Annotated in this window: 21 protein-coding genes; 14 read left to right on the top strand and 7 right to left on the bottom strand. The window is 69.7% G+C overall.

Annotation, left to right across the window (positions count from 1 at the left end; translation table 11 throughout):
* Positions 1-79: 79 nt before the first annotated feature.
* Positions 80-1,549 carry an MFS transporter gene (locus PGN37_RS22830; RefSeq protein ID WP_335333273.1) on the top strand — a complete coding sequence of 490 codons (1,470 nt, stop codon included), beginning with the start codon at positions 80-82 and terminating at the stop codon, positions 1,547-1,549.
* A gap of 22 nt (positions 1,550-1,571) precedes the next feature.
* Complete coding sequence (locus tag PGN37_RS22825; protein ID WP_335333272.1) at positions 1,572-3,314, top strand: proline--tRNA ligase; 1,743 nt, start codon at positions 1,572-1,574, stop codon at positions 3,312-3,314.
* Positions 3,315-3,317: 3 nt separating this feature from the next.
* Here the strand turns inward: PGN37_RS22825 and PGN37_RS22820 are convergent, their stop codons facing one another.
* Both PGN37_RS22820 and PGN37_RS22815 read right to left on the bottom strand, forming a co-directional pair.
* On the bottom strand, positions 3,318-3,788 hold the full coding sequence (locus PGN37_RS22820) for a ferritin-like domain-containing protein (RefSeq protein WP_335333271.1): 471 nt from the start codon (positions 3,786-3,788) through the stop codon (positions 3,318-3,320).
* Entirely contained in the window at positions 3,785-4,309 is a 525-nt protein-coding gene (locus tag PGN37_RS22815) for a hypothetical protein (protein WP_335333270.1), read from the bottom strand. The genes PGN37_RS22820 and PGN37_RS22815 overlap by 4 nt, the downstream gene beginning before the upstream one ends.
* A 147-nt stretch (positions 4,310-4,456) precedes the next feature.
* Between PGN37_RS22815 and rimP the strand changes: the two genes are divergently transcribed.
* From rimP to PGN37_RS22780, 7 genes are all read left to right on the top strand, one after another.
* On the top strand, positions 4,457-4,990 hold the full coding sequence (gene rimP / locus PGN37_RS22810) for a ribosome maturation factor RimP (RefSeq protein ID WP_335333269.1): 534 nt from the start codon (positions 4,457-4,459) through the stop codon (positions 4,988-4,990).
* On the top strand, positions 4,987-6,036 hold the full coding sequence (nusA, locus tag PGN37_RS22805) for a transcription termination factor NusA (RefSeq protein ID WP_335333268.1): 1,050 nt from the start codon (positions 4,987-4,989) through the stop codon (positions 6,034-6,036). The genes rimP and nusA overlap by 4 nt, the downstream gene beginning before the upstream one ends.
* A gap of 94 nt (positions 6,037-6,130) precedes the next feature.
* Entirely contained in the window at positions 6,131-6,511 is a 381-nt protein-coding gene (locus PGN37_RS22800) for a YlxR family protein (RefSeq protein WP_335333267.1), read from the top strand.
* Between the two features lie 101 nt (positions 6,512-6,612).
* Positions 6,613-9,399 (top strand): translation initiation factor IF-2, encoded by a 2,787-nt coding sequence (gene infB / locus PGN37_RS22795; protein ID WP_335333266.1) that lies wholly within the window; start codon positions 6,613-6,615, stop codon positions 9,397-9,399.
* 47 nt (positions 9,400-9,446) lie between these two features.
* Positions 9,447-9,962 carry a 30S ribosome-binding factor RbfA gene (gene rbfA, locus PGN37_RS22790; protein WP_335333265.1) on the top strand — a complete coding sequence of 172 codons (516 nt, stop codon included), beginning with the start codon at positions 9,447-9,449 and terminating at the stop codon, positions 9,960-9,962.
* Positions 9,943-10,935, top strand: coding sequence for a DHH family phosphoesterase (locus PGN37_RS22785; RefSeq protein WP_335333264.1), 993 nt, complete (start codon positions 9,943-9,945; stop codon positions 10,933-10,935). The genes rbfA and PGN37_RS22785 overlap by 20 nt, the downstream gene beginning before the upstream one ends.
* Entirely contained in the window at positions 10,928-12,250 is a 1,323-nt protein-coding gene (locus PGN37_RS22780; RefSeq protein WP_335333263.1) for an MATE family efflux transporter, read from the top strand. The genes PGN37_RS22785 and PGN37_RS22780 overlap by 8 nt, the downstream gene beginning before the upstream one ends.
* A gap of 147 nt (positions 12,251-12,397) precedes the next feature.
* Here PGN37_RS22780 and PGN37_RS22775 read toward each other — a convergent pair whose 3' ends face one another.
* The gene (locus PGN37_RS22775) at positions 12,398-13,159 is read right to left on the bottom strand and encodes an enoyl-CoA hydratase (protein WP_335333262.1); all 762 of its coding nucleotides are present in this window, start codon (positions 13,157-13,159) and stop codon (positions 12,398-12,400) included.
* A gap of 45 nt (positions 13,160-13,204) precedes the next feature.
* Between PGN37_RS22775 and PGN37_RS22770 the strand changes: the two genes are divergently transcribed.
* Positions 13,205-13,471, top strand: a complete 267-nt coding sequence (locus PGN37_RS22770; protein ID WP_335333261.1) for a DUF2277 domain-containing protein — start codon at positions 13,205-13,207, stop codon at positions 13,469-13,471.
* Complete coding sequence (locus PGN37_RS22765; RefSeq protein ID WP_335333260.1) at positions 13,468-14,028, top strand: DUF1802 family protein; 561 nt, start codon at positions 13,468-13,470, stop codon at positions 14,026-14,028. The genes PGN37_RS22770 and PGN37_RS22765 overlap by 4 nt, the downstream gene beginning before the upstream one ends.
* On the opposite strand, the gene PGN37_RS22760 is transcribed toward PGN37_RS22765, so the two are convergent.
* Both PGN37_RS22760 and PGN37_RS22755 read right to left on the bottom strand, forming a co-directional pair.
* Positions 14,017-15,630 carry a CocE/NonD family hydrolase gene (locus PGN37_RS22760; protein WP_335333259.1) on the bottom strand — a complete coding sequence of 538 codons (1,614 nt, stop codon included), beginning with the start codon at positions 15,628-15,630 and terminating at the stop codon, positions 14,017-14,019. The two genes, PGN37_RS22765 and PGN37_RS22760, sit on opposite strands and share 12 nt — an antisense overlap.
* Positions 15,631-15,663: 33 nt before the next feature.
* Positions 15,664-16,236, bottom strand: a complete 573-nt coding sequence (locus PGN37_RS22755; protein WP_335333258.1) for a DUF3558 domain-containing protein — start codon at positions 16,234-16,236, stop codon at positions 15,664-15,666.
* A 138-nt stretch (positions 16,237-16,374) separates the two neighbouring features.
* On the opposite strand from PGN37_RS22755, the gene PGN37_RS22750 reads away from it, so the two are divergent.
* The 3 genes from PGN37_RS22750 to truB are packed head-to-tail and all read left to right on the top strand — an operon-like array spanning position 16,375 to position 18,874.
* Positions 16,375-17,322 carry a metallophosphoesterase family protein gene (locus PGN37_RS22750; RefSeq protein ID WP_335333257.1) on the top strand — a complete coding sequence of 316 codons (948 nt, stop codon included), beginning with the start codon at positions 16,375-16,377 and terminating at the stop codon, positions 17,320-17,322.
* A complete protein-coding gene (gene pptT / locus PGN37_RS22745) occupies positions 17,319-17,996 on the top strand; it encodes a 4'-phosphopantetheinyl transferase PptT (protein WP_335333256.1) in 678 nt (225 codons plus the stop codon). The genes PGN37_RS22750 and pptT overlap by 4 nt, the downstream gene beginning before the upstream one ends.
* Complete coding sequence (gene truB, locus PGN37_RS22740) at positions 17,993-18,874, top strand: tRNA pseudouridine(55) synthase TruB (protein WP_335333255.1); 882 nt, start codon at positions 17,993-17,995, stop codon at positions 18,872-18,874. The genes pptT and truB overlap by 4 nt, the downstream gene beginning before the upstream one ends.
* A gap of 21 nt (positions 18,875-18,895) precedes the next feature.
* Here the strand turns inward: truB and PGN37_RS22735 are convergent, their stop codons facing one another.
* A complete protein-coding gene (locus PGN37_RS22735; RefSeq protein ID WP_335333254.1) occupies positions 18,896-19,549 on the bottom strand; it encodes a 3-oxoacid CoA-transferase subunit B in 654 nt (217 codons plus the stop codon).
* The coding region (locus PGN37_RS22730; RefSeq protein ID WP_335333253.1) for a CoA-transferase at positions 19,546-19,763 on the bottom strand (218 nt) is incomplete at its 5' end. The genes PGN37_RS22730 and PGN37_RS22735, both read right to left, overlap by 4 nt.

Below are 19,763 nucleotides of genomic sequence, written 5' to 3'. Positions count from 1 at the left end.
CCCGAGCGCGATTACGGCGTGCTGATCGTCGCCCAGCGACGATCAGCACGCCGAACTCGCACCGGTAGGGTGGCGAACCATGTCCTCCCGGGCCCCGCTGGCGTCCTCGTTGGGCATCGCGATCGTCGCGATCACCGGCATGCAACTGATGGCCACCCTCGACGGGACCATCGTGATCGTCGCGCTGCCGCGCATGCAGGCCGACCTCGGGCTCTCTGATGCGGGCAAGAGTTGGGTGATCACCGCCTACGTGCTGGCCTTCGGTGGGCTCTTGCTGCTGGGCGGCCGCATCGGTGACGCCATCGGCCACAAACGGGCGTTCCTGTCCGGGGTGGGCGTGTTCTCGATTGCGTCGCTGATCTGCGGGCTGGCCAACGACGAGGCCACGCTCGTCATCGCCCGCGCGGTCCAGGGCGTCGGCGCGGCGGTGGCTGCCCCGACGGGTCTGGCGCTCATCGCGACCACCTACGCCGTCGGCGAGCCCCGCAACCGCGCGCTCGCCGTCTCCGCCGCCATGCAAGGCCTCGGCTCCGTCCTTGGGCTGGTTCTCGGCGGCGCCGTCACGGGCATCTCGTGGCGGCTGGCGTTCCTGGTCAACGTGCCGATCGGGCTCGCGATCATCGCGATCGCGGTGTTCCGGCTGACCGAAACCCATCTCGAGCGCATCAAGCTCGACATCACCGGCGCGCTGCTGGCCACGCTGGCGTGCACGTCGGCCGTGCTGGTGTTCACCCAGGGCCCGGCGCTGGGCTGGGTCGATCCGTGGGTGATCGGCGCCGCGGTGGCCGCCGTCGTGTTCTTCGTCGCGTTTCTCCTCGACGAGCGCGGCGCGGACAACCCGCTGGTGCCGCTGTCGATCTTCGACAACCGGCACCGCGTCGCGTCGTTCGTGGCGTACTTCCTGGCCGGCGGCGTGATGCTGACGCTGTCGGTGATGATCGGCCTGCTCGTCCAGGACGTCCTCGGGTATTCGCCGTTGCGGGCGGGCATCAGCTTCCTGCCCTTCGCGGCGGCGTTCGTCGTCGGCAACGTGATCGCCACCTACGTCGCGCCGCGGATCGCGCCGCGCTGGGTGATCCTCGGTGGCGGCGTCCTGGTGCTGCTCGCCATGCTCTACGGCTCGACGCTGGACCGATTCGTGCCCTACTTCCCCGACCTGTTCGTGCCCGTCGTGGTCGGTGGGCTCGGCATCGGGGTGATCTCGGTGATCCTGCCGCTGTGTCTGCTGGCCAACGTGCCGGCCCGCCAGATCGGTTCGCTGTCGTCGGTGACGTTGATGGTGTTCAACCTGGGCGGTCCGCTGGTCCTCGTGGTGGTCCAGGCTGTGCAGGTCTCCCGCACGCTGTACCTGGGCGGCACCACCGGTTCGGTCACGTCCATGACACCCGCGCAGCTCGATGCCCTGGGCCACGGATACACCTACGCGCTGCTGTGGGTGGCGGGGGTCGCGATTCTCGTCGGCGTGGCGGCGCTGTTCATCGGCTACTCCGCGCGTGACATCGCCCGCGCCAGGGAGACCAGGGAAGCCGTGGAGGCGGGGGAGCTCTAGGTATCGCCTAAGGTGGTCGGCTGTGATCACCCGCATGTCCGAGCTGTTCCTGCGCACTCTGCGCGACGACCCGGCCGACGCCGAAGTGCCGAGCCACAAGCTGCTGATCAGGGCCGGCTACGTCCGTCCGGTAGGCCCCGGGCTCTACAGCTGGCTGCCCCTCGGGCTCAAGGTGCTCCGCAGGATCGAGGCGATCGTCCGCGAGGAGATGAACGCCATTGGTGGACAGGAGATCCTGTTCCCGGCGCTGCTGCCGCGGGCGCCGTACGAGACCACGAACCGCTGGACCGAGTACGGCGACACGCTGTTCCGGTTGCAGGACCGGCGCGACAACGATTACCTGCTGGGCCCGACCCACGAGGAGATGTTCACCCTGACCGTCAAGGGTGAGTACTCGTCGTACAAGGACTTTCCGCTGCGGCTCTACCAGATCCAGAACAAGTACCGCGACGAAGCCCGTCCGCGCGCCGGAATCCTGCGCGGGCGCGAGTTCCTGATGAAGGACTCGTATTCGTTCGACATCGACGATGACGGTCTCAAGAAGGCCTACCACGCGCACCGCGAGGCGTACCAGCGGATCTTCGCGCGCCTCGCAGTGCGCTACGTGATCGTGTCCGCGGTGTCGGGGGCGATGGGCGGCAGCGCCTCGGAAGAGTTCCTCGCCGAGAGCGAGGTCGGGGAGGACACCTACGTACGGTGTGCCGAGTCCGGTTACGCCGCCAACGTCGAGGCCGTCGTCACGGCGGTCCCCGAGTCGATTCCGTTCGACGGGCTGCCCGAGGCGACGGTGTACGAGACGGGGAGCACCCCGACGATCGCGACTCTGGTCGACTGGGCCAACTCCGCCGACCTGGGCCGCACCGTCACGGCGGCCGACACCTTGAAGAACGTGCTGATGAAAGTCCGCGTCCCCGGCGGTGATTGGGAACTGTTGGCCGTCGGTGTGCCCGGCGACCGCGAGGTCGACGAGAAGCGGCTCGGCGCGGCGTTGGAGCCAGCCGAGTTCGCGATGATCGACGACTCCGACTTCGCGAAGTACCCGTTCCTCAAGAAGGGGTACATCGGCCCGAAGGGGTTGCTGGCCAACGGGGTTCGCTACCTGATCGATCCCCGGGTGGTGGACGGCACCGCCTGGATCACCGGCGCCGACGAGATCGGCAAGCATGTCGTCGACCTGGTCGCGGGACGCGATTTCGTCGCCGACGGCACGATCGAGGCCGCCGAGGTGCGGGAGGGTGATCCGTCGCCGGACGGGGCGGGACCGCTGGTGGCCGCCCGCGGCATCGAGATCGGCCATGTGTTCCAGCTGGGCCGCAAGTACGCCGACGCATTCACCGCCGACGTGCTCGGCGAGGACGGCAAACCGGTGCGCCTGACCATGGGCAGCTACGGGATCGGGGTGTCGCGGCTGGTGGCGGTGATCGCCGAGCAGCAGCACGACGACATGGGGTTGCGGTGGCCGTCCTCGGTGTCACCGTTCGACGTGCACGTGGTGATCGCGAACAAGGACGCCGAGGCCCGCACCGGCGCAACGGAATTGGCCGCCGATCTGGACCGCCTAGGAGTCGACGTGCTGCTCGACGACCGCACCGCATCGCCGGGGGTGAAGTTCAAGGACGCCGAACTGCTCGGTGTGCCGTGGATCGTCGTGGTGGGCCGCGGTTGGGCCGACGGTGTCGTGGAACTGCGGGACCGCTTCAGCGGCGACAAGCGCGACGTCCCGGCGGCGTCCGCGACCGAGGAGATCCTCGCCGCGATCCGCTAGCGATCACTCGGTGCCGCCGGGGAACGGCACCATGACCGGTGTCGTCCCGACGACTCCACGCCATCGCGCGGCGGTGACCGCGGTTTCGAGCATCGCAGCCACGCCGAACGCGCGCACCTTCTCGTCGGTTGCCTGCTCGACGACAGCCCGCCATGCAGTCGCTGCGTCGGATTCCATGCGGACCGCGAGTGTCGCGGCCTGGGTGGGAGTGTCGACCTCTGAGGGCATCGAGTAGCCCGCGGCCGGCAGCGGCACGGCGCCCCCGGTGTTCTCGAGCAGCACGATGGCGGCCTCCCGCCGCGCCCGGTGTTCGGCCATCGCGTCGGCGACCAGGCTGTTGTCCTCGGGCGTGGAATGCGCTGACACCAAGCCGTATCCGTAGATCGTCGCGTGTTCCACCGCCACCGCGTCGAACAGCGCCCCGAGAGCCGGATCGTCAGGACGGGTGGTGGGGCTCGGCGTCGGTGAGGTCATCGGGCGCCACCGGGGGAGGCCAGGGCCACGGTGTAGGCCGCCGTGCAGGCGGCGGCGATCGAGGCCAGGAGCCCCGCGCGGTAACCCGACAGCGCCGCCGCCGAGTGCGACGCGCTGTCGGCCGACGCGCGCAGCGAGCCGACGACGTCGTCGGTGCTCGGCGGCGGTGGTTCGGGGGCGCCTGCCGCCGGGCTCGCCGACGTCGTCACCGTCACGCCTGTGCTCGGCGCGGGGGCGCCGGTGAGGCGGACGATCTCGTCGGACAGCGCCTGCGCGTGCGCGGTGCGCAGCCCGGCGATCTCCGTCAGGGTTGCCGCGGCGCGGCCGCGCACCGCCGCGGCGGCCTGGTCGGCCAGTCGGCTGTCGGCGCGGGCCCGGTCCAGGGCGGTGGTCAGGTCGTCGAGATCCGGCGGGGGTGGCGGGGCACCGCATGCGGCCGCCGCGACGGCGGGCAGCAGGACGAACCCGGCCAGCACCTGACGGCGGCGCAGGGTCGGCGGGCGGCTCGGCACGTGCCACATCCTGCCATTGCGGGCTGTGTGGTCGGGTTCGACGCCTCCTGCGCGGGCCCGTGGAGGTTGCGCTTTCGTCGTTCGGACCGTCTGCCTGGCGTATCGTAGGGTCCCGTTCGACCAGTTCGAGAGACAACTCAAGACGAGGAGCTCACCGTGGCGGAGCGGTATGCGGGATTGCCGTCGCAGCGACAGGTGATCGATTTGCTCGCCGAGGAGTTCGCGCGCGCCGGGTACGACATCGAGGACGTCGTGGTCGACGCAGCCGCATGCCCACCCCGGGTGACGGTGGTCGCCGACGGCGATGAGGGCCTCGATCTCGACACGATCGCCGAACTGTCCCGGACCGCCTCGGCTCTTCTCGACGACCTCGACTCGCAGGCGTACACGCTGGAGGTCACCTCGCCCGGGGTGGACCGGCCGCTGAGCACCGATACCCACTACCGCCGCGCCCAGGGGCGGCTGGTGGAACTGACGCTGGCCGACGGCTCAACGCTGACCGGCCGGCTGGGCGAACTGCACGGCGCCACCGTCGACGTCGTGGTGCGTGACGGGCCGCGACGCGGGCTGACGGTGCGTGCGGTCGCACGTGATGACATCACCAAAGCTGTTGTCCAGGTGGAATTCTCACCACCGAGTCCGCACGAGCTGGAGCTGGCGGGCCAAACCGAAAGGCACGGTGGATCATGAACATCGACATGGCCGCGCTGCACGCGATCGAGGCCGACAAGGGGATCTCGGTCGACGTGGTCGTCGACACCATCAAGTCGGCCCTGCTGACGGCCTACCGCCACACCGAAGGGCATGAGGCCGACGCCCGCATCGACGTCGACCGCAAGACCGGTGTGGTCAAGGTGATGGCGCGACAGACCGACGCCGACGGCAACGTGCTGCACGAGTGGGACGACACCCCCGAAGGCTTCGGCCGGATCGCGGCGACCACAGCCCGTCAGGTAATCCTGCAACGGCTGCGCGACGCGGAGAACGAGAAGAACTACGGAGAGTTCTCCGCCCGTGAGGGCGACATCGTGGCCGGCGTGATCCAGCGTGACGCCCGCGCCAACGCCCGCGGTCTGGTGGTGGTGCGGATGGGTAGTGAGACGAAGGGCTCCGAGGGGGTGATCCCGGCCGCCGAGCAGGTGCCGGGGGAGAGCTACGAACACGGCGACCGGCTGCGGTGCTATGTCGTCGGCGTCTCTCGCGGGGCGCGCGAGCCCCTGATCACGCTGTCACGCACCCACCCCAACCTGGTCCGCAAGCTCTTCTCCCTGGAGGTTCCCGAAATCGCCGACGGCTCGGTGGACATCGTCGCGGTCGCCCGCGAAGCCGGGCATCGCAGCAAGATCGCAGTGGCCTCGCGCGCGCCGGGACTCAACGCCAAAGGTGCCTGCATCGGACCGATGGGCCAGCGGGTGCGCAACGTCATGAGCGAACTGTCGGGCGAGAAGATCGACATCATCGACTTCGACGACGACCCGGCGAAGTTCGTCGCCAATGCGCTGTCCCCGGCCAAGGTCGTGTCCGTGACAGTGATCGACGAGGCGGCCAAAGCGGCGCGCGTCATCGTGCCGGACTTTCAGCTCTCGCTGGCCATCGGCAAGGAAGGGCAGAACGCGCGGCTGGCGGCGCGGCTCACCGGCTGGCGCATCGACATCCGCAGCGACGACGCGGCGTCCGACACCGGCCGCGCCGACCGGCGTTCCGATGCGGCCCGCGGCGTGGCGGGGGAGCGGTGACGAGCCGCACCCCGGCTGCCGGGCACCTGCGGTAGACCTGCCGTAGACCTGCCGTAGACCACAGCCGCGGACCGATTTCCTTTTCGGCGACGTCGTGACGGTAGACTCAGCTGTGATCCAGCGCGAGAAGTCGGCTCGGACGCAGAAAAGCAACGACAACCCCTCGGGGGGTCCGGTGCGGACCTGCATCGGATGCCGGCGACGAGAGCTGGCCGTCGATCTGCTTCGGGTCGTCGCCGTCGATGGCGGGCAGGGTCCTGGGAATGACTCCAGGGTCGTGACCGTTGGCGCGGCGAAGAGGCTTCCGGGGCGGGGTGCTTGGCTGCATCCCGATCCAGGGTGTCTGCGCGAGGCGGTTCGCCGGCGAGCCTTCGGCCGAGCGTTGCGGATCACCGGTTCACCGGACATCACCGCGGTGGTCGAGCGTTTCGCGGAATACGAAACGCACGAGCCACCCGGGCAAGAGAACAGGTAGCGAAGAACATGAGCACACCGTGAAGTCTCGATGACCATGCGTCATAGCTAACCCGAGGCGCGGCGCCTACCACCGCTGTCGCCTCTCAGACAGGAGATGTAGTGGCAGGTAAGGCCCGCGTGCACGAGTTGGCCAAGGAACTCGGTGTCACAAGTAAGCAAGTTCTGGCGCGACTGAGCGAACAAGGTGAGTTCGTCAAGTCGGCGTCGTCAACGGTGGAGGCGCCAGTCGCCCGCCGGTTGAGGGAGTCGTTCGGCGGCTCCAAACCTTCAGGTTCTGCGAGTGGCAGCAACGGCTCCGGTCAGGCAGCTCCTGCCAAGCCCGGACCACGGCCCGGCCCGCGGCCGTCCGCGCCGGCCGCACAGCAGCCGGCCGCACCGGCCCCGGCCGCCCCCGCGGCGCCTGCGGCCCCCGCCCCGAGCGCACCGCCGGCCGCACCGCAGCCGGCCCAGGCCCCGCCTGCGGCCGCCGCCACGCCGTCCGCGCCGCCGCGCCCCGGTCCGGCACCCGGCCCCACCCCGGGTCCGCGGCCCGGTCCCGGCGGACCGCGCCCCGGTGCCCCCAAGCCCGCCGCGCGGACCCCGCGCGTCGGTAACAATCCCTTCTCGTCCCAGGTACCCGTCGAACGGCCCGCACCCCGGCCCCCGGCCGGTCCCGGTGGTCCTCGCCCGGGTCCCGGCGCAGGCGGCCCCCGCCCCGGCGGTGGCCCGCGTCCCGGCGCATCACCCGGCAACATGCCGCCCCGTCCGCAGGGACCCCGTCCCGGTGGCGGGCCTCGCCCCGGTGGCGGTCCCCGTCCCGGCGGTGGTCCTCGCCCGGCGCCCGGTGGTGTCGGACGTCCCGGCGGTGGTGGCGGCGGCGGTAACTACCGCGGTGGCGGCCCCGGCGGCGGCGGCGGTGGAGCGGCTGCCGGTGGTTTCAGAGGCCGTCCCGGCGGCGGTGGCGGTGGACGCCCCGGCCAGCGCGGAGGTGCGGCAGGTGCGTTCGGTCGTCCCGGCGGTGCCCCGAAGCGTGGTCGCAAGAGCAAGCGCGCGAAGAGGGCCGAATACGAGAACATGCAGGCTCCGGTCGTCGGTGGCGTGCGGTTGCCGCACGGCAACGGCGAGACCATCCGCCTGGCCCGCGGTGCGTCGCTGTCCGACTTCGCCGACAAGATCAACGCCAACCCGGCCTCGCTGGTGCAGGCGCTGTTCAACCTCGGCGAGATGGTCACGGCCACACAGTCGGTGGACGACTCGACGCTCGAACTGCTGGGCGGCGAGATGAACTACGTCGTGCAGGTCGTGTCCCCGGAGGACGAGGACCGCGAGCTGCTGCAGTCGTTCGACCTCTCCTACGGCGAAGACGAAGGCGATGAGGACGACCTCGAATTCCGTCCGCCGGTCGTCACCGTCATGGGTCACGTCGACCACGGCAAGACCCGACTGCTCGACACCATCCGTAATGCGACGGTGCGTGAGGGTGAGGCCGGCGGCATCACCCAGCACATCGGCGCCTACCAGGTGACCGTCGATCTCGACGGCTCCGAGCGGCCGATCACGTTCATCGACACCCCGGGTCACGAGGCGTTCACCGCCATGCGTGCCCGCGGTGCCAAGGCCACCGACATCGCGATCCTCGTGGTCGCGGCCGACGACGGCGTGATGCCTCAGACGGTGGAGGCGGTCAACCACGCGCAGGCGGCCGACGTGCCGATCGTCGTGGCGGTCAACAAGATCGACAAGGAAGGTGCCGACCCGGCCAAGATCCGCGGTCAGCTGACCGAGTACGGCCTGGTGCCCGAGGAGTACGGCGGCGACACGATGTTCGTCGACATCTCCGCCAAGGCGGGCACCAACATCGAGGCGCTGCTGGAAGCGGTCATCCTGACCGCCGACGCGTCGCTGGACCTGCGGGCCAATCCGGACATGGAGGCCCAGGGTGTGGCGATCGAGGCGCACCTGGACCGCGGCCGCGGACCGGTGGCGACCGTGCTCATCCAGCGCGGCACGCTGCGCGTCGGCGACTCGGTGGTGGCCGGCGACGCCTACGGTCGTGTGCGCCGCATGGTCGACGAGCACGGCGAGGACGTCGAGGCGGCTCTGCCGTCGCGACCGGTTCAGGTCATCGGCTTCACGTCGGTGCCCGGCGCAGGCGACAACTTCCTCGTCGTCGACGAAGACCGCATCGCCCGGCAGATCGCTGACCGGCGCAGCGCGCGCAAGCGCAACGCGATGGCGGCCCGCACCCGCAAGCGGATCAGCCTGGAAGATCTGGATTCGGCGCTGAAGGAAACCAGCCAGCTGAACCTGATCCTGAAGGGCGACAACTCCGGCACCGTGGAGGCGCTGGAGGAGGCCCTGCTCGGCATCCAGGTCGACGACGAGGTGGAGCTGCGCGTCATCGACCGCGGCGTCGGTGGCGTCACCGAGACCAACGTCAACCTGGCGTCGGCGTCGGACGCGATCATCATCGGGTTCAACGTCCGCGCCGAGGGCAAGGCGACGGAGCTGGCCAACCGCGAAGGCGTGGAGATCCGGTACTACTCGGTGATCTACCAGGCGATCGACGAGATCGAGAGTGCGCTCAAGGGCATGCTCAAGCCGATCTACGAGGAGAAGGAACTCGGCCGCGCCGAGATCCGGGCGATCTTCCGGTCGTCGAAGGTCGGCAACATCGCCGGCTGCCTCGTCCAGTCGGGCATCATGCGCCGCAACGCCAAGGCTCGCCTGCTGCGCGACAACGTCGTGGTGGCCGAGAACCTCACGATCTCGTCGCTCAAGCGCGAGAAGGACGATGTCACCGAGGTTCGCGACGGCTACGAGTGCGGTCTGACGTTGACCTACTCCGACATCAAGGAAGGCGACGTCATCGAGACCTATGAACTGGTCGAGAAGGCCCGCACCTAGCCGCCCGATGAACCGCCTGATGAACGAAGTGAAGAAGGCAAAACGTAATGGCTGATCCCGCACGGGCGAAGCGGCTGGCCAAACGCATCTCCACGGTGGTCGCCTCGGCGATCGAATTCGAGATCAAGGATCCCCGGCTCGCCGGGGTGACCATCACGGATGCGAAGGTCACCAACGACCTGCACGACGCCACGCTGTACTACACGGTCATCGGCCGGTCCTTGGACGAGGAACCCGACTACGGCGGTGCCGCCGCGGCGCTCGACAGTGCCCGCGGTGTGCTCCGCACCAAGGTCGGGGCCTCGCTCGGGGTGCGCTTCACCCCGACGCTGGCCTTCGAACGCGACACCGTGCCCGACGCGGCCCACCGGATGGAGGAGCTGCTGGCCCGGGCCCGTGCCGCGGATGAGGATTTGGCGAGAGTTCGCGAAGGTGCCAAGCACGCCGGCGAGGCGGACCCGTACCGTGTAACTGGGGCGGAGGACGAAGGCCGGGGGCCAGACGAGGCGGACGCTGAGGACACCGGTGACTTCGACACGCTCCATGACCGACACGACCGCTGACGCCTTGATCACGGGTGCCCGGGTCGACGCCCGAGGCGCCGCCGAGCTGCTGGCGTCGGCTCAGTCGGTCAGCGTGCTCTGCCACGTCCACCCGGACGCCGACACGGTGGGTGCCGGTCTCGCACTGGCGCTGGTGCTCGACCGGATCGGTACCAGCGTGCAGGTCACGTTCGCCGAGCCGGCGGAGCTGCCCGATTCCCTGCGCTCACTGCCGGGCGGTCGGCTGCTGGTCGCCCCCGATGAGCTGCGGCGCGACGCCGATCTGGTGGTCACTGTCGACGTGCCCAGCATCAATCGACTCGGCGCGCTGTCGGACCTGGTGACCGCCGACCGACCGGTCCTGGTCATCGACCACCACCACAGCAATCAACTGTTCGGCACCGCCCACTTCGTCGACGCGACGGCGGATTCGACGACGATGATGATCGCCGATCTGCTCGACGCGTGGGGCGAACCGCTCGACGAAGCGGTCGCGCACTGTGTCTACGCAGGCCTGACCACCGACACCGGATCGTTCCGCTGGGCCAGTGCCCGGGCGCTGCGGCTGGCGGCGCGGCTGGTCGAGCTCGGCGTCGACAATGCCGGTGTGAGCCGCGCGTTGATGGACACGCACCCGTTCGCGTGGCTGCCGATGCTGTCGCGAGTGCTGGGCACGGCGCAGCTGGCTCGCGAAGCGTGCGACGGGCTGGGCTTCGTCTACGCCGTGGTGTCGCACCAGGAATGGCTCGATGCGCGGCCCGAAGAGGTGGAGAGCATCGTCGACATCGTGCGCACCACTCAGGAGGCCGAAGTGGCCGCGGTGTTCAAGGAGATCCGGCCGGCGCAATGGTCGGTGTCAATGCGGTCCAAGACGCTCGACGTCGCGGCGGTCGCCGCCACATTCGGCGGCGGCGGTCACCGATTGGCCTCAGGATTCTCCGCGACTGGCAGCGCAGAAGACGTCGTCACAGCGTTGTGCAGGGTTCTTGGCTGACGCCGACGGGGCCCTGGCGCCCGCCACCAGCAGGCGCATCGCCGCCCTGGCGTTCCCGGCGCTCGGCGTGCTCGCCGCCGAACCTCTCTACCTCCTGTTCGACCTCGCCGTGGTCGGGCGTCTCGGTGCGCTGAGTTTGGCCGGGTTGGCGATCGGTGCGCTGATCATGGGCGTGCTGAGCTCGCAGTTGACGTTCCTGTCTTACGGCACGACAGCGCGTGCGGCGCGTTTCTACGGCCGCGGCGACCGCGAAGCCGCTGTTGCCGAGGGTGTTCAGGCAACGTGGTTGGCTGCGGCGATCGGCACAGTGGTCGTGGTCGCCGTCCAGATCTTCGCGGTCCCGCTCGTCACGGCGCTGGCCGCCGGTGGCGACATCGCCGCTGCGGCGCTGCCGTGGGTGCGCATCGCCAGTCTGGCGGTCCCGGCCATCTTAGTGGCCGCGGCGGGCAACGGGTGGATGCGGGGCGTGCAGGACACGGCCCGGCCCCTGCGGTACGTGGTGATCGGCTTCGCGATCGCGGCCGTCCTGTGCCCGACGCTCGTGTACGGCTGGTTCGGGGCACCGGCCCTGGGCCTGGCCGGGTCGGCGGTTGCGAACGTCATCGGTCAGTGGATCGCGGCGGTGCTGTTCCTGCATGCGCTGCGCGTCGAGCGCGTGCCGGTTCGCCCGCGCCCGGCAGTGCTGCGCGCCCAGGTGGTGATGGGCCGTGACCTGGTGATCCGGACGATGGCGTTCCAGGCGTGCTTCATCTCGGCGGGTGCGGTGGCCGCGCGCTTCGGTGCAGCGGCGGTGGCCGCCCACCAGGTGGTGCTGCAGCTGTGGAGTTTCCTTGCGCTGGTTCTGGATTCGCTGGCGATCGCGGCGCAGTCGCTGGTGGGCGCCGCGCTGGGTGCGGGGAAGCTGCGGCATGCCCAGTCGGTGGCGTGGCGGGTGACAGTGTTCTCCGCAGCGGCGGCGGGCGTGCTGGCGGCGCTGTTCGCGCTCGGCGCTTCGGTGCTGCCGGCTGTGTTCACCGACGATCGCACGGTGCTCGACCAGATCAGCGTGCCGTGGTGGTTCCTGGTGGCGCAGCTGCCCGTCGCCGGGGTGGTGTTCGCTCTCGACGGCGTGCTGCTCGGCGCGGGCGACGCCCGGTTCATGCGGACGGCGACGCTGGTCAGCGCGCTGCTGGGGTTCTTGCCCCTGACCTGGCTGTCGCTGGTGTTCGGGTGGGGGCTGCTCGGCATCTGGTCGGGGCTGAGCACGTTCATGGTGCTGCGGCTGGTGTTCGTCGGCTGGCGCACGCTGTCGGGTCGCTGGCTCGTTCCCGGCTGAGCAGTCCTTCGGCGAGCGCGCGTGTCTGCACAGCGGCGCGCCGCCCACTGCGTACGTCGGCGTGCGCTCGTCGCCTGCGAGCGCACGCGGACTACCGCCCAAGCCCGCGTGTCGGCGTGCAGACCCGCGCGCTCGCCGAACAGACCGTCAGCGCACTTGGCTGCGACCGCGCTCGATGACTGTGGCGCGGCTTGCCGCGATGTCGTCGCCGGAGGCGCTCTTCATCCACTCCCGGGCCGACGCCGCCTCCAACCACAGCGGGCCGCTGGTCTGCGTGTCGTCGATCAGGTGATACGAGCGCATCAGCGCACGCACTGCCTTCTGGTTGTTGCCGACGATCGACGTCGCGATCTGGCGGGCGGTATCGAGCAGCTGGTCGTGCGGCACGACCTGCGTGACCAGACCGGTGCGCAGAGCCTCCTCGGCCGACAGGTAGTCCCCGGTCATGCTCATCCGGCGTGCCATCCCGACACCCACCTTCTGCGGCAGCCGGACCGACAGCCCCCACGTCGGCAGCAGACCCACCCGGGCGTGGGTGTCGGCGAAGCGCGCGTTCTCCGACGCGATCAGGATGTCGCAGTACAGCGCGATCTCGAGCCCACCGGTGACCGCCGCACCGTTGATCGCACCGATCACCGGCTTGGACATCGGTGGCCACTTGGGGGAGATGTCGGGCAAATCCGTGGTGTCGCCCAACTCCTTGAGATCGAGACCGGCGCAGAACACCGGGTCGGCACCGGTGACGATGACGACGTCGACGCTGTCGTCGTCCTCCGCCGCGCGCAGGGCCGCATAGAACTGGCTGCGCAGCGCCGCCGAGAGCGCGTTGCGCGCGTCGGGGCGGTTGAGCGTCAGCGTGCGGATCCGGTCGCGCGTGTCGATGAGCAGGACGTCGGAGGCGTTGGTCATTCGCTCACCGTATCGACCCGCCGACCCGCGCCTATCGTGGAGGTCATGTGCCGAAACATCACCGAATTGCGCGGTCTGGAACCGGCGGCGACCGACGAGGAGGTCGAAGCCGCCGCACGTCAGTACGTCCGCAAGGTCAGCGGTATCACCCGCCCGTCCGGGCCCAACGTCGAGGCTTTCGAGACCGCGGTGGCCGAGGTGACAGCGACCACCAGGCGGTTGCTCGCAGATCTCGCGCCACGACGGCAACCACCGAAAACCGTTCCGCCCCTTCGTCGTCCCGAGGTGCGGGCTCGGCTCGCGCAACGATGACGGCGATACTCACCAGCCCCGGACTCAAGGAGTGGAGCGCGGCGGTCCACGCCCTGCTCGACGGCAGGCAGACCGTGCTGCTGCGCAAGGGCGGAATCCACGAGAAGCGCTTCGAGGTGGCCGCACCGCGCTTCCTGCTGTTCCCGACCGTCGCGCACAGCCACCTCGACCGGATGCGACCCGAGCACCGTGACCTCCTCGAACAGGCCGCAGCCGACAGCACCGACGACCAGATCGTGGTGCGTGCCGGTGCCCGCGTGATCGACGCGATCGAGGTCACCCGTCCCGAGAACCTCGATGAGATTGCCGCTGAACACATCTGGACAGCTGACTCGGTGCGTGAAGACCGGCTGGACTTCCGTCCCCGGCACCGGCTGACGGTGCTCGTGGTCTCCGCCGCGGCCCTGACCGAGCCCGTCACGCTGCCCCGCACTCCTGATTACCGTGGCTGCACCAGCTGGGTGAGCCTGCCCGTCACGCCACAGTGGGGTCCACCGGTGCACGACGACGCGACACTCCGCGAGGTCGCCGCCCGCGTGCGCCGCTCAGTCGGCTGACGGCAGCACCAGCCGCGACCTGCCATCCAGCGTCACCGTGTGCTTGGCCGTGGCCAAAGTGATTGCGGTGGATAGTGTTTCGCCGGTGCCCAGGTTGCGGACGAACCGCGGATGCGATCCGCCTGCAATCAGGACGCGGATACGGGCCCCGGCCGGGAACACGTGAGCCATCGCGTCGAGGTCGATCCGCACGCTGTCGGCGTCAGGCACCGATGCGAGGTAGCCGTCGCTGACATTGCGGGAGCCGCCGTGTGCGTCCACCTCACTGATGCGGACGAACAGGTCGTTGTGGGGGTTCTCGCACGCGTGCGCGAGGTCCAGGAACGGCTCGCCGACCACCCGCAGATCCGCGGCCAGGGGCGTACTGGTGAACGTGAGCACATCGGCCCGCCTGGCCAGTGCGGTGTCGTCGCGGTAGCCGGCGGCGGGGGAGAGCAGCCGCCCGCCGATCGTCGGGGTGGGGTCTGCCGGGTTGTAGACGAAGGTGGCCGAGCCGCTCGACTCGGGCTTCGATTCGGCCAGGTGGCGGCCTGGTTGCAGGTACAGCACCCGCTCGGCCGCAGCGGGCGGCCAGTCCGGGAGGTCCCGCCAACCGGACCCGCTGACGTGGATACGCACCGGTGACGCCCGGCGCAGTGGAGCGCCGCCGAGGTGGGCGCCGAGCCAGTCCAGTGATTCGCGCAGTGCGGTCGGCGCCGCGCTGGTCATCATGTGCGAATGGGTCCACGGGCCGACCGTCAGACCCGTCGTGACACCGCGGGAGCTCAGACGCCGGTACTGCTCGAGCGTCTGCTCGAGGAACAGGTCCTGCCATCCGCTGAGCAGCAGAACGGGGACCTCGGTGCGCTCCAGCGCGTCGCCGAGACGCAGGCCCGTCCAGAACGAATCCGTGTTCTCGGGGTGATCGAGCCAGGACTCGAACCACCTCGCCCCGTCCCCGAGCAGCGCCCTACTGGACTCGCCGAGCGGAACGCGGAGCGACGCGTCGGTGACCTGCCGCTGTGCGCGGGCCTGCCGCACCAGCTGCCGCAGCCGGTGCCCGTCCTCCTGGCGGCCGACCAGGTCGCTCCAGCCCAGGAAGTCGTTGAGGGCGAACGAGCCGGTGCCCCAGCGCGGTCCGGTGACGTCGTGCGGACCGACGGTGATGACCGCGGCCTTCAGTTCGGGCGGTGGGTCGGCGAGCAGCGCCCACTGGGTCCAGCCGAGATAGGACAGCCCGATGGTGCCGAACGTCCCGGTGAACCACGGTTGTTCGCGCAGCCACGCGGCCGTGTCGGCGCCGTCGTCGACCTCGTGGACGAACGGGTCGAACTCCCCGCCGGAGCCGAAGGTGCCCCGCACGCTCTGCAGCAGCACGTGATAGCCGCGCGCGGCGTAGACGCGGCCGTACAACGCCGCGAACGGCCATGCCCGCCCGTAGGGGCCGCGCACCAGCAGTGTGCCGGCGGGTGCTCCGCTGCGCGGCGCGTAGTGGTCGGCGACGAGGTCGACCCCGTCGCGCATCGGCACCCGCAGTCCGCGCTCGACGTCGACCTCGGTGCTCGGCGGGGGAACATGGAGCAGGCTGCTCAGCCGGCTCGTCACAGCACTCTTGACGCTCACCTGCACCAGGCTAGGGCCACTCAGAAGGGCCACTCAGAACTTGTAGAACGGGGCCAGTTCGTGGGCCCGCTGCAGGTTGGTCTGCATGCAGTCCGGATCGGGCTCGGAGTAGATGGGCGAGTAGAACAACGACTGCTGGATCACGCCGTAGCTGGTCTTGAACGCGATCATGCAGGTGATCCACCACCGGTTGTTCCAGTCGGTGGGCTTCATGATCCAGTACTGCGCCGCCCGGTGGCCGTCGATGTCGAGCTCGACGGCGTCAGGGGGCAGCGTCTGCTCGTAGGTGCGCCAGACGAATGCCTCGACCGCCATCTGGTAGTTACCTGCGTCGTAGTGGCAGCGCAGCGCGTCCTCGGGCGCCGGCGGCGTGTACGCCAACCCGATGCGCTGCACGACGTCGAGGGGGATGTCCCGGCACGGATCGAACGGATCGGGATTCACGGTCTCGACCACCGGCCATTTGATCGTGGTCATCGGGATGTCGGTGGACCGCAGCTGAACCGCGTCCGGACCGGCCACCGGTGCCGGCTGCGCCTGGCACACCACCACCACGGCGGCGACGAGAGCGCACAGCGCCGAGAGCAATCGCGCCTTCGCGAGCATCGCACCCCTCAATTCCCGATCCGGCCCCGTCCCTGCCCGGAGTGTAACGGCCGACGAGCGGCCGCACGGCAAGACCTTAGAACCTGTTCTAGTTGCCCGGAAGCGGGGGTGGGCGGCGCACCAGTAGGCTGACAGGTTGTGAACTCCGAGGACCGCCGCCCGACGCTGTGGGCGGTCAGCGATCTTCACACCGGGCACACCGGGAACAAGCCGGTCACCGAGTCCCTGCACCCTGCAAGCCCGGACGACTGGCTGATCGTCGCCGGCGACGTCGCGGAGCGCACCGACGAGATCCGATGGGCGCTGGATCTGCTGCGAAAGCGGTTCGCGAAGGTGATCTGGGTGCCGGGCAACCACGAGTTGTGGACCACCACCCGCGATCCGATGCAGATCTTCGGCAAATCCCGCTACGACTACCTAGTCACCATGTGCGACGAGATGGGCGTGATCACCCCCGAGCACCCCTTCCCGGTGTGGACCGACGAGGGCGGCCCGGCGACGATCGTGCCGATGTTCCTGCTCTACGACTACTCGTTCCTGCCGCAGGGCGCTGGCACCAAAGCCGAGGGGCTGGCGATCGCCAAGGATCGCAACGTCGTGGCCACCGACGAATACCTGCTCTCGGCCGAGCCGTACTCGACGCGCGACGCCTGGTGCCGGGAGCGGGTCGCCTACACCCGCAAGCGCCTCGAGGAACTGGACTGGATGGACCAGACCGTCCAGGTCAATCACTTCCCGATGGTGCGTGAACCCTGCGACGCGCTGTTCTACCCGGAATTCGCGATGTGGTGCGGCACCACCGCGACCGCCGACTGGCACACCCGCTACAACGCGCTGTGCTCGGTCTACGGGCATCTGCACATCCCGCGCACCACCTGGTACGACGGGGTGCGATTCGAGGAGGTTTCGGTCGGTTACCCCCGCGAGTGGCGGCGGCGCCGCCCCTACCGGTGGTTGCGCCAGATCCTGCCCGATCCGCAATACAGCCCGGGATATCTCAACGAGTTCGGCGGCCACTTCCAGATCACCCAGGAGATGCGCGAGCACGCGGAGAAGATGCAGCAGCGCATCAAGGATCGGGCATGATCGCTGCGACCCTGCTGGCCGGCGTGCTGCCTGGTGACCTGGACGGTCTCGCCGCCGCCGAACTGTATTCCGACCCCATGGAATTGGCGCCGCTGCCCGACGAGGAGCCGCTGATCGCCAAGTCAGTGCCCAAGCGCCGCAAGGAGTTCATCAGCGCGCGCTACTGCGCGCGGCAGGCGCTCGTCGAGCTCGGTTCCGAACCTGCCCCGATCCTGAAGGGGGACAAGGGCGAACCGCGTTGGCCGGACGGGTTCGTCGGCAGCCTGACCCACTGCGAGGGGTTTCGCGGCGCTGCGGTCGGCCGCCGCGAGCACGTGCGTTCGGTGGGTATCGATGCCGAGCCCAACGGTGTGCTGCCCGACGGTGTCTTCGACGCGATCAGCATCCCGGCCGAACGTTCGGAGCTGACGGCCCTGCCTGCCGGCGTGCACTGGGACCGAGTGTTGTTCTGCGCCAAGGAAGCAACGTACAAGGCCTGGTTTCCGTTGACGCGGCGGTGGCTGGGTTTCGAGGACGCTCACATCACCTTCGACGTCGACGGATCGGGTGAGGCCGGCACGTTCACCTCCGAGATCCTGATCGATCCGGAGGCGCTGTCCGGTCCGCCGCTGACGTCGCTGACCGGCCGGTGGGCGGTGCGGAACGGCATCACGCTCACCGCGATCGTGCTGTGAGTGCGCCGGGTCTGGTCATCGTCGACAAACCGGCAGGGATGACGAGTCACGACGTGGTCGGCCGGTGCCGCCGGCTGTTCGGCACCCGCAAGGTGGGCCATGCCGGGACACTCGATCCGATGGCGACCGGCGTGCTCGTCGTCGGTATCGACCGGGCCACCAAGATTCTCGGCCTGCTCACCGCGACCGACAAGTCCTACGACGCGACGATCCGGTTGGGGCAGACGACCACCACCGAGGACGCCGAGGGCGAGGTCCTGCAGACGGTGTCGGCGGCGGAGGTGACCGACGAGCAGATCGAGGCGGCGATCACCCCGCTGCGGGGGGCCATCGAGCAGGTTCCGTCGGCGGTCAGCGCGATCAAGGTGGCGGGCAAGCGGGCCTACCAGATGGTGCGCGACGGGGAGGCCGTCGAGTTGGCCGCCCGCCCGGTGCGCATCGACCGCTTCGACGTCCTGGCTGTGCGCCGCCAGGGTGATGTGGTGGATGTCGATGTGACAGTGGACTGTTCGAGCGGGACCTACATCCGAGCTCTGGCGCGCGACGTGGGGGCCGCGCTCGGGGTGGGTGGTCACCTGACTGCGCTGCGGCGTACCCGGGTGGGCCGGTTCGGTCTCGACCATGCGCGCACGCTCGACCAGCTCGCCGAGGCGCCGACGCTCAGTTACAGCCTCGACGACGCGTGTCTGCAGGCGTTTGCGCGCCGCGACCTGACCGACGCCGAGGCGGTCGACACCGGCCACGGCCGGCCGCTGGCGCCGGCCGGTGTGGACGGCATCTATGCGGCGACGGCGCCCGACGGCCGGGTGATGGCGCTGCTGCGCGACGCCGGGTCGAAGACCACCTCGGTCGTGGTGATCCGTCCGGCGACGCTGTAGAGAGACGTTGTAGAAGCCGGCCTACGCCATCTGGGGGGATCGTGCCCGGTCGGTGACGGGTGCACCGGTGGCCTCGACCACGTGGTCGAGGGACACCTCCGGCGCCAGCTCGACGACTGCGAAGCCGGTGCCGGTCACGTCGAAGACGCCGAGGTCGGTGATGACGCGGCTCACCACGGCCTTCCCCGTCAGGGGCAGGTCGCACGTCAGGACCAGTTTGGGGGCACCGGATTTCGACACGTGGTCCATCAGCACGATCACCCGTTCGGCCCCGCTGACGAGGTCCATCGCGCCGCCCATGCCCTTGACCATCGAGCCGGGCACCATCCAGTTGGCGAGGTCGCCGTTGGCGGCCACCTGCATGCCGCCCAGCACGGCGACGTCGACGTGGCCGCCACGGATCATCGCGAAGCTGGTGGCCGAGTCGAAGAACGACGCCCCGTCGACCACCGACACGGTCTGCTTGCCGGCGTTGACGAGGTCGGGATCGACCTCGTCGTCGTAGGGGAACGGCCCGACGCCGAGAATGCCGTTCTCGGCGTGCAGGGTGACCGCCGACCCCTCCGGGAGGTGATCGGGGATCAGGGTGGGCAACCCGATGCCGAGGTTGACGTAGTCGCCGTCGCGCAACTCCAGCGCTGCGCGGGCGGCCATCTGCTCACGTGTCCAGCTCATGCCGGGACCTCCTGCTGGTCGGGTCGGGGGCGGGTGGTGCGCTTCTCGATTCCCTTGCGGGAGGCCTGATCCGGGGTCAGCGCGACAACGCGCTGGACGAAGATGCCGGGCAGGTGGACCTCGTCGGGGTGCAGTTCGCCGACCTCTACGACGGTTTCGGCTTCGACGACGGTGATCCGCCCGGCCATCGCGGCCGGAGGGTTGAAGTTGCGGG

Source organism: Mycobacterium kyogaense, assembly GCF_036946525.1.
Classification (GTDB): Bacteria; Actinomycetota; Actinomycetes; order Mycobacteriales; family Mycobacteriaceae; genus Mycobacterium; species Mycobacterium kyogaense_A.
The sequence above is the reverse complement of the archived record's forward strand: the minus strand, read 5'-3'. Positions and strand labels throughout refer to the sequence as shown.

What these genes read in the sequence shown, in the direction of transcription:
- PGN37_RS22755 (WP_335333258.1), bottom strand. Translation starts at nt 16,236, where the DNA reads ATGCTCGCGAAGGCGCGATTGCTCTCGGCGCTGTGCGCTCTCGTCGCC.
- PGN37_RS22820 (WP_335333271.1), bottom strand. Translation starts at nt 3,788, where the DNA reads ATGACCTCACCGACGCCGAGCCCCACCACCCGTCCTGACGATCCGGCT.
- PGN37_RS22785 (WP_335333264.1), top strand. Translation starts at nt 9,943, where the DNA reads ATGACCGACACGACCGCTGACGCCTTGATCACGGGTGCCCGGGTCGAC.
- rbfA (WP_335333265.1), top strand. Translation starts at nt 9,447, where the DNA reads ATGGCTGATCCCGCACGGGCGAAGCGGCTGGCCAAACGCATCTCCACG.
- PGN37_RS22735 (WP_335333254.1), bottom strand. Translation starts at nt 19,549, where the DNA reads ATGAGCTGGACACGTGAGCAGATGGCCGCCCGCGCAGCGCTGGAGTTG.
- PGN37_RS22770 (WP_335333261.1), top strand. Translation starts at nt 13,205, where the DNA reads ATGTGCCGAAACATCACCGAATTGCGCGGTCTGGAACCGGCGGCGACC.
- PGN37_RS22775 (WP_335333262.1), bottom strand. Translation starts at nt 13,159, where the DNA reads ATGACCAACGCCTCCGACGTCCTGCTCATCGACACGCGCGACCGGATC.
- PGN37_RS22815 (WP_335333270.1), bottom strand. Translation starts at nt 4,309, where the DNA reads ATGTGGCACGTGCCGAGCCGCCCGCCGACCCTGCGCCGCCGTCAGGTG.
- pptT (WP_335333256.1), top strand. Translation starts at nt 17,319, where the DNA reads ATGATCGCTGCGACCCTGCTGGCCGGCGTGCTGCCTGGTGACCTGGAC.
- nusA (WP_335333268.1), top strand. Translation starts at nt 4,987, where the DNA reads ATGAACATCGACATGGCCGCGCTGCACGCGATCGAGGCCGACAAGGGG.
- PGN37_RS22765 (WP_335333260.1), top strand. Translation starts at nt 13,468, where the DNA reads ATGACGGCGATACTCACCAGCCCCGGACTCAAGGAGTGGAGCGCGGCG.
- PGN37_RS22830 (WP_335333273.1), top strand. Translation starts at nt 80, where the DNA reads ATGTCCTCCCGGGCCCCGCTGGCGTCCTCGTTGGGCATCGCGATCGTC.